At 53.8% G+C, this 7970-nt stretch carries 5 protein-coding genes; 2 read left to right on the top strand and 3 right to left on the bottom strand.

Going from position 1 to position 7970, the window contains the following annotated elements; genetic code table 11:
* Positions 1-404: 404 nt before the first annotated feature.
* Positions 405-3947, top strand: coding sequence for a DNA polymerase III subunit alpha (locus JRF57_09060; GenBank protein ID MBW2303847.1), 3543 nt, complete (start codon positions 405-407; stop codon positions 3945-3947).
* Complete coding sequence (locus JRF57_09055) at positions 3904-4434, top strand: NUDIX hydrolase (GenBank protein ID MBW2303846.1); 531 nt, start codon at positions 3904-3906, stop codon at positions 4432-4434. The genes JRF57_09060 and JRF57_09055 overlap by 44 nt, the downstream gene beginning before the upstream one ends.
* Before the next feature lie 14 nt (positions 4435-4448).
* On the opposite strand, the gene JRF57_09050 is transcribed toward JRF57_09055, so the two are convergent.
* From JRF57_09050 to JRF57_09040, 3 genes are all read right to left on the bottom strand, one after another.
* Positions 4449-4637 carry a hypothetical protein gene (locus tag JRF57_09050; GenBank protein ID MBW2303845.1) on the bottom strand — a complete coding sequence of 63 codons (189 nt, stop codon included), beginning with the start codon at positions 4635-4637 and terminating at the stop codon, positions 4449-4451.
* A 31-nt stretch (positions 4638-4668) separates the two neighbouring features.
* Entirely contained in the window at positions 4669-5175 is a 507-nt protein-coding gene (locus JRF57_09045) for a hypothetical protein (protein MBW2303844.1), read from the bottom strand.
* Between the two features lie 425 nt (positions 5176-5600).
* Positions 5601-7505, bottom strand: a complete 1905-nt coding sequence (locus JRF57_09040) for a DUF4445 domain-containing protein (GenBank protein MBW2303843.1) — start codon at positions 7503-7505, stop codon at positions 5601-5603.
* Positions 7506-7970: the final 465 nt, after the last annotated feature.

Here is a 7970-nt window from a genome sequence, read left to right as displayed (position 1 = left end):
ACCTTTGAAAAACGCCCCCTTTTGCTCAATTTCTGCGCCTGCCTGTGCCGGGCCTATCTGCCATTCCAAGGGGCAGGCAGGCACGGCAGACAGGTCAGACTCAAATTTTAATCCTCGAAATACTCAATGTATTCCTGTGGTTAAAATTTTCGTCTTCCTTGATCTTGAACAAAATCGAACGTTTTTCAAAGGTCTCTCTTTGGGGCCTTCCATAAGGGGGATCTAGCCGGATGCTTCGCCCCGAACCCTCTGAAAAACGGGCATTTCTCAAAGGTCACGCCCCATTGCGGGACTCCGGTGTCCCGGCGGTTCCCTCACCACCCCCTGGAAAAGGGGCTTGATCGATAATCGAATCTTACCGTATCATACTTGACTGAAACCAAACAATCCCCAAATCGGCGAGGATGACGACCAATCGAATACCAGGTAAGGAAGTGAATCAAACTTCAAATTTCACCCATCTTCATGTCCATACCGAATACAGTCTTCTTGACGGGGCGATCCGGATCAAGCAACTCCTCAAGAAATCCGCCGCCCTGGGGATGGAGGCCGTGGCCGTTACGGACCACGGCAATATGTTCGGTGCCGTCCAATTGTTCCGGGAGGCTTCAAAGACGACCGTAAAGCCCATCCTGGGCTGTGAAGTTTATGTAGCCCCCGGGGACCGCAGGGATCGGACCCATTACCGGGACGGGGGGCCGAATGCCTATCACCTTGTCCTTCTCGTGATGAACGATGAGGGGTACCGAAACCTGTGCAGGCTCGTCACCCTCGGGCACCTGGAGGGATTCTATTACCATCCCCGCGTGGACATGGAATTGCTCAGGCAATACAACGCCGGGCTCCTGGCCCTTTCAGCCTGCTTGAAAGGAGAGGTGGCCTATCTGATCAATAGGGGCCGCATTGATCAGGCCAGGGAGAAGGCCAGAGAGTTGGCTTCTATTTTTGACAAGGAGCGGTTTTACCTTGAAGTCCAGGCCAACATGCTCCCCGAACAACAGGAGGTCAACAAGGTCCTCAGGGAACTGGGGCGGGAACTTTCCCTTCCCCTCGCCGCGACGAACGATTGCCATTACCTCGAGAGGGAAGATGCACAGGCCCATGACGCCCTGCTCTGTATCCAGACGGGAAAGACCCTGGAAGATCCGAATCGCCTGAAGTTTTCCAACGACGAATTCTATTTCAAATCTAGGGAGGAGATGATTTCTTCCTTCGGGGATGAAGACTTCTCCGAGGCCTTGGATAATACCATCGATATTGCGAAGCGTTGTCACTACGAGATGGAATTCGGCAATTACAAGCCTCCAGTATTCCAGGTGCCGGAGGGAACCAGCCTGAACGATATGCTGGCGGAAGAGGCCCGCAAGGGACTGCAGAGGAGGCTTGCCCGGAAGGAAGCCGAGGAGGAGGGGCCTCTTTCAGAGGAAACCGTGGGGGAATACCGGGACAGGCTCGAGTACGAACTGGATATCATCATCCGGATGGGATTTTCCGGCTATTTTCTTATTGTCGCAGATTTCATCGATTACGCCAGGCGCCATAACATCCCGGTAGGGCCGGGAAGGGGGTCCGCTGCAGGGTCCCTGGTGGCTTATTGCCTCACTATCACCAACATCGATCCCTTGAAATACGGGCTGATCTTCGAAAGATTCCTGAATCCCCAGCGGATCAGCATGCCGGATATCGACATCGACTTCTGTATCAAGGGCAGGGACGAAGTGATCCACTATGTGGCGGAGAAATACGGCAGGGAAAACGTGGGCCAGATCATTACTTTCGGGACCATGAAGGCCAGGGCCGTAATCCGGGACGTGGGACGCGTCCTGAATATTCCTTATGGAGAGGTGGATCGGATCGCCAAGATGGTTCCCGCCGGTCCCAACGTGAGCCTGGAAAAGGCCATGAAAGAAGAGCCGGAGCTCAGGAAGCTGGAAGAGGGGGAAGAGTCCCACAAACGGCTCCTAAGGATCGCCCGTTCTCTTGAGGGCCTCTCCCGGCACGCTTCAACCCATGCTTCGGGTGTCGTGATTTCCGACCGACCCCTGGTTGAATACCTGCCTCTCTTCAAGGGGGCCAACGATGAAATCATGACCCAGTTCACCATGGATCAGATTGAGATGCTGGGTCTCATCAAGTTTGACTTTCTCGGCCTCAAGACCCTCACGGTCATCCGCCAGGCCCTTGACCTGATCGAGAAAAACAAGGGGGTGCGGCTGGACATCGACAAGCTTTCCCTGGAGGATGAGGCTACCTACCGGCTATGCAGTGAAGGGAGAACCACCGGTGTCTTTCAGCTGGAAAGTTCCGGGATGAAGGAACTGCTCCGCCGTCTCCGGCCCGAGGTCTTCGAAGACCTGGTGGCCCTGGTGGCCCTTTACCGTCCCGGTCCCCTGGGGAGCAACATGGTGGAAGATTTCATCGGCGGAAAGCACGGTTCAAAGAAGATCACCTATATGCTCCCTCAACTCGAACCCATCTTGAAGGAAACCTACGGGGTGATTTTATACCAGGAGCAGGTCATGAAGATCGGCCAGGTCCTGGCGAATTACACCATGGCGGAGGCCGATGAGTTGAGGAAGGCCATCGGTAAGAAAAAACCGGAAGTCATGGCCAGACACAGGGAGCGGTTCATCGAGGGAGCGAGCCGTAACGGGGTGGATCCCAAGACCGCTGAGACCCTCTTCGACCTCATCGACAAATTCGGAGGATACGGCTTCAACAAGTCCCACTCGGCGGCCTATGCCCTCATCGCCTATCAGACCGCCTACCTGAAGGCCCACTACCCCGTGGAATTCATGGCTGCATTGTTGACCCAGGACATGGGGAACCAGGATAAAACCATCAAGAACATCGCCGAGTGCCGTGAGATGGGCATCCCGATCCTCCCCCCCGACCTCAACGAGAGTCAGGCCGATTTTGCGGTGGTCGGGGAGAGCATCCGATTCGGGTTGGCGGCTGTAAAGAACGTGGGGCTCAAAGCCGTGGAATCCATCATCGAGGAACGGAGCCGGGGGGGACCCTTCAAAGACTTGGTGGATTTTTGTAACAGGGTGGATGGGAGCAAGGTCAACAGGAGAGTCCTGGAAGGGCTTGTGCAGTGCGGCGCCTTCGACTTCACAGGAATAGAAAGGGCCAGGCTCTTTGCTTCACTGGACCGGGTCACCCGGTTCTGCAGCGCGAATCACGACACCAGCCAGCTGAGCATCTTTTCGGCCCTCAGCAAGGATGAACTCAATGGGTGCGGCACATTGGATCTTCCCGAGGCTGAGCCTTGGGGTGAGAAGGAGAGGCTGAGGAGGGAAAAAGAGGCCCTGGGTTTTTACATCACCGGCCATCCACTGGATCGATACACGGAAGAAGTCAGCCGACTCGCAAGCTGCTCCATCCAGGAGCTTCCGAACCTCCCGGACAAGAGCAAGGTGGACGTGGCCGGTGTCATTGAAAAGATCAAGATCAAACGGACGAAAAAGGGAGACAAGATGGCGGTTCTGTCTTTCGAGGACCCCACCGGTTCCGTTGAGGTGGTAATTTTCCCCGATACCTTCAACCATTACACCCATCTGCTGAAGAGCGAGGACCCGTTACTGATCCGGGGCACGGCGGAGGTGGAGGAAAATTCGGCGAAGATCATCGCCCAGGAAATCCTCTCCATGGATAGGGCCCGCCAGGACGCTGTAAAGGTGGTGGAATTAACGCTCCGACAGCCGGTCCTTAAGAGGGAGAACCTGGAGGAGGTCAAAGAGATTCTTTTTAAGTACCCCGGTGAGTCCAATGTCCTTTTCAGGGTGGATCCGGGTGAAGGCAGAGTCTTTGTGGTATCGGCGCCCTTTTTCAAGGTATCGCCCAGTGCCGATATGATCAGGGAGATGGAAAACCTTTTAGGAGAGAAAGTAATCTGCAGATATGGAGAAAAAAATCACCACCCTGGGAACGCTAAGCACCCATAGCTTCACCGTGGCCCTGGACGAGGTTCGCCTGCGGAACGGAGCGACCGGCAAGAGGATCAAGATAGATCATCCCGAGGCGGGGGCTGTGGTCCCCTTTCTCTCAGAGAAGAAGATTCTCATGGTCAGGCAGTTTCGGTACGCCTTGGGACGCGAGACCCTGGAAATCCCGGCCGGAAAGGTCGACCCGGGGGAGAGGCCGGAGGATTGTATCCGCCGGGAATTAAGGGAGGAGACAGGGTACGAAGCCGGAAGGATCGAGTATCTTTATACCTATGCACCAGCCATCGGGTACTCAAACGAACGGATCCATCTTTACTGTGGGTATAATCTCGAACAGGTGGAAAGAACCATTGATGAGAGGGAGATCACTTCTGTGGAGCCGATCGGTGCCGAAGCCTTGGAGGTCTTGGTCAGGGAGGGTCGAATCCAGGATGGAAAGACCCTCCTCGCTCTTTTTATGTCGGGATTCCTGAGAAGACCCCTTTAACGGCCCTCTCATGTCTATTTTCCTTCGCCTTCCTCCTGGAGGAGGGTTTTCAACCCCTTGGTGATAGTGACAGGCACAGGCCCCGATCGGGCGTAAAGTTTCAAGAGATCATGGGAGACCTTGATCTTTTCTTCGACCTTTTCCCAGCCGATCCCTTTTTGTTCCACTTGCTCCATGAGTTGAATCAGTTCTTCGGATTCCATCGCTTTCATCCTTTCCAATACCGGATATAGACTATTTTTTCTTGGGTTGCACCAGATCCGGGGGGTAGATGTATTTGGCGTCGATTTCGTAAGTCCAGGGAAGACCCCAGAATTGCCATCCGTAATGGCGCCGGTGCCCAAACCCGTAAATATTGTTGCTCTTGGCCAGTTGCCGGTAGAATTTGTCCCGGTTGTCGTCTTCGAAGGAGGGAAACTCGGGACCCTCGAAACCGTCAGCCACGTTGAATACCTTTTTGAAGCCTGCATTGACCAGTTCTTTAGCGGCCAAGGCGCTCCGGGTGCCGTCCCGGGAGATGATGAGGAGGTTGTCCGTTTTTTTGAAGACCTTGCTGATCTGTTCGATGAACGCCTTGTTTTTTTTGGTCGGAAGGTAGCCCGACTGTCCATTCTCTTTCACGAATCGGCCCGTAAAGAACATGTATGGGAAGAGGTAGGCCTTGTATGGATGGCCGACGAACTGGTATTCCGCCCTGGTCCTCACGTCGATAAGATAGGTGTCCGGGACCGTATTGAGCATATCGTAGGCCTCAATGCTCAGGATCTTTTTCGGCTCCTGAGCATTGGCCTCCCCAGGTGCTGGGAAGATCATGCACGGCAATAAAAGAAACAGCACGCATAATGGACGGAAGGGTAAATTCATCATGGCGCGTTCAACCAGGGTTCAAGTTGCCCCGGCATGGCCGGGGGAAAAGGTTTTTGGTTGGAGTCTCCCGCAAAATCCCTAACTTTGCCCAATCTCAGTTAAAGTCTGGAATTTCAAAAAGTTAATAATTCATTCCCCTTTTGTTTGTCAACGGAAAAAAACCCGGGGGAAAAGGAGACGTTATGGATGGCAGTCATCAGCCGGCATCTCCTGTTGCAGCGGCAGGGGATGGACATGAAAAACAAAGCCGGTTACCTCGTTACCTCCTTCATACGTTGGTGAAATCCTCTCCTCTTTGGTCAGTACCGAACGGAAGGAAACAGTCTCCGGTCGGTGTGAGGTAGGAAAAGGGCGGCGATATACTCGTCCATATAAGGCTGGTAATTGGACAGTTCAATGTTGGTCATGGAGCGGGAGACCTCCAGGCATCTTTCAAAAGCCGCTTCCGAGACAAGGGCCATTCTTGCCCCCGTCAATGAGCTGTTGCCGATGAACTTGATCTTTTCCTGGGGAATGTCCGGCAGCAGCCCGATGGCAATAGCCTTTGCGATATTGAGGTAATTTCCGAAACCTCCGGCCACGTAAAATGTCTCCAACTGGTCGAAACCCAGGCCGATGAAGTCGACCAGGGACTTGATGGCCGCAAATACCGATCCCTTCGACTTGATAAGGTTATCGATATCCGATTCCGTGAAAACGATTGCTTCTCCCTTTTCCGTCTCTTCGGGCCAGGCGATGATATATTGAGGAATGCCCTCCTCGTAAGTCAGCCTGGGATCCTCCCGGTCCTGGTTGAATTTTCCTTCGGCCCCGATTATCCCGTTTTTGACGAGTTCGTAGATGCAGTCGATGAGCCCTGATCCGCAAATCCCCAAAGGCTTGGCCCCGCCGATGGTCTGGTAGGTGACCCGGCCGTCCAGGATCTCCACCTTTTCAATGGCCCCCCGGATGGCCCGCATCCCGCAACGGGTGCCCCCTCCTTCGAATGAGGGGCCTGCCGAAGCCGAGCAACAGACCAACCATTCATTGTTGCCGACGGCGATTTCCCCGTTGGTTCCGATATCGATCAGGGCCTGTACCTCCCCGTGGTCGGCGATGCCGCAAGCCACGACTCCGGCCACAATGTCCCCGCCAACGTAAGAGGCCACGCTCGGAAGCGTCTCCAGCACCCCACGCGGATGGATATGAATGCCGATATCCCGGGCCAGGATTTGGGGATAGACGTCGGCGGTGGGGACGTAAGGCTCCAGCCGGATGAAACAGGGGGTCAGGCCCAGAAGAAAATGGCTCATGGTGGTGTTGCCCGCCGCCACGACGATGCCGATATCCTCGGGTTCCAGTCCCTGTTTTCGGGTAAGGCTTTCTATCAACTGGTTAATGTTGGTTACAACGGCTTCCTGGAGGGGCTGGAGGCCGTTCTTGTTGCAAGCGAAGATCATCCGGGAGATCACGTCCTCTCCATATTGGGCCTGGAGATTATGGGTGCCTTCCACCCCCAGAACGGACCCCAAACGCAGGTCGACGAGCTGGGCGACGATCGTCGTGGTTCCAACGTCCACGGCGATGCCGAAATTCTTGGTGGAGGTGTCTAACGGCTCGATCTTCTGTATGCGGTATCTGTCCTTGTCCTTGACCACCGTGGTGGTCACCTTCCAGCCGTTGTCTCTGAGCCTGTCCGAGAGGTTTTGCAGGCAATAGAGATCAATGTCGTAGGAATGCCATCCCAGCTTTCGCCGGAGTTCCCGGGAAATCCGTTCAATGTCGGTGATATTGTCTTCAAGGGTCGGCTCTGGCAGCTCCAGATATATTTTTCGAGCCAGAGGTTTAAGAGGGAAAAAAGAAAGGGCCTGGTCCGGCTGATCGGAAGGGGTGCCGGCCTGTGCTTCTCCTTCGGTCATGATCTGTTCTTCCTCAAGTCTGGATTCCGGGGGAATCTCGACTTCCAGGTTGTCGTGGATTTCCGTCTGACAGGCCAGGACAAAACCCTGCTCCAGTTCGCTCTCGGAAAAGAAGGCCGTAGAGCTTTCATCAGCTTCGGCCGATCCTTGCAAGATCTGGACACGGCATTCGCCGCAAACGCCTTCGCCACCGCAAAGATTATTGATGTAAATACCTGCCCTTTGGGCGGCTTCCGCAATCGTCGTTCCCTCTTCAATATCGATGGATTTTCCGTCCGGTTGGAAGGTCACCCGGTAGATCGTCATGTCCCTCTCCTCTCAGATTCCAGTATGGAGAAACCTCTCGATGTGTTTCCCGTCCGGCAGCCTCCAAGAGACCTTTGAAAAACGCCCCCTTTTGCCCAATCTCTGCGTCAGACTCAGATTTTAATCCTCGAAATACTCCAATGTATTCCTGCGGTTAAAATTTTCGCCTTCCTTGACCCTTGGACAAAATTGAACATTTTTCAAAGGTCTCTCCAATTCACTCTTACATGGCATTTAAAGGGGTATCATTTTTCTATAGCATGATTCCTAAGATTATAACATAGGGATCATGGAAAGATTTTTCCAGCATAAATTCGTCGGGACACTCGATAATCAGGGTGTAGGGAAGAAGGGATAAGAGAGGGCTGAATTTTTATTGACCTACCATATCTGGTGCCATAGAATAATCAATTACCTATATATTCCGGTAATCCTGAAAGGGAGAGTACTCAATAGAGGGCAAGT

Source organism: Deltaproteobacteria bacterium (assembly GCA_019310525.1).
GTDB lineage: Bacteria > Desulfobacterota > DSM-4660 > Desulfatiglandales > HGW-15 > JAFDEE01.
This window is presented reverse-complemented; position numbering and strand designations above follow the sequence as displayed.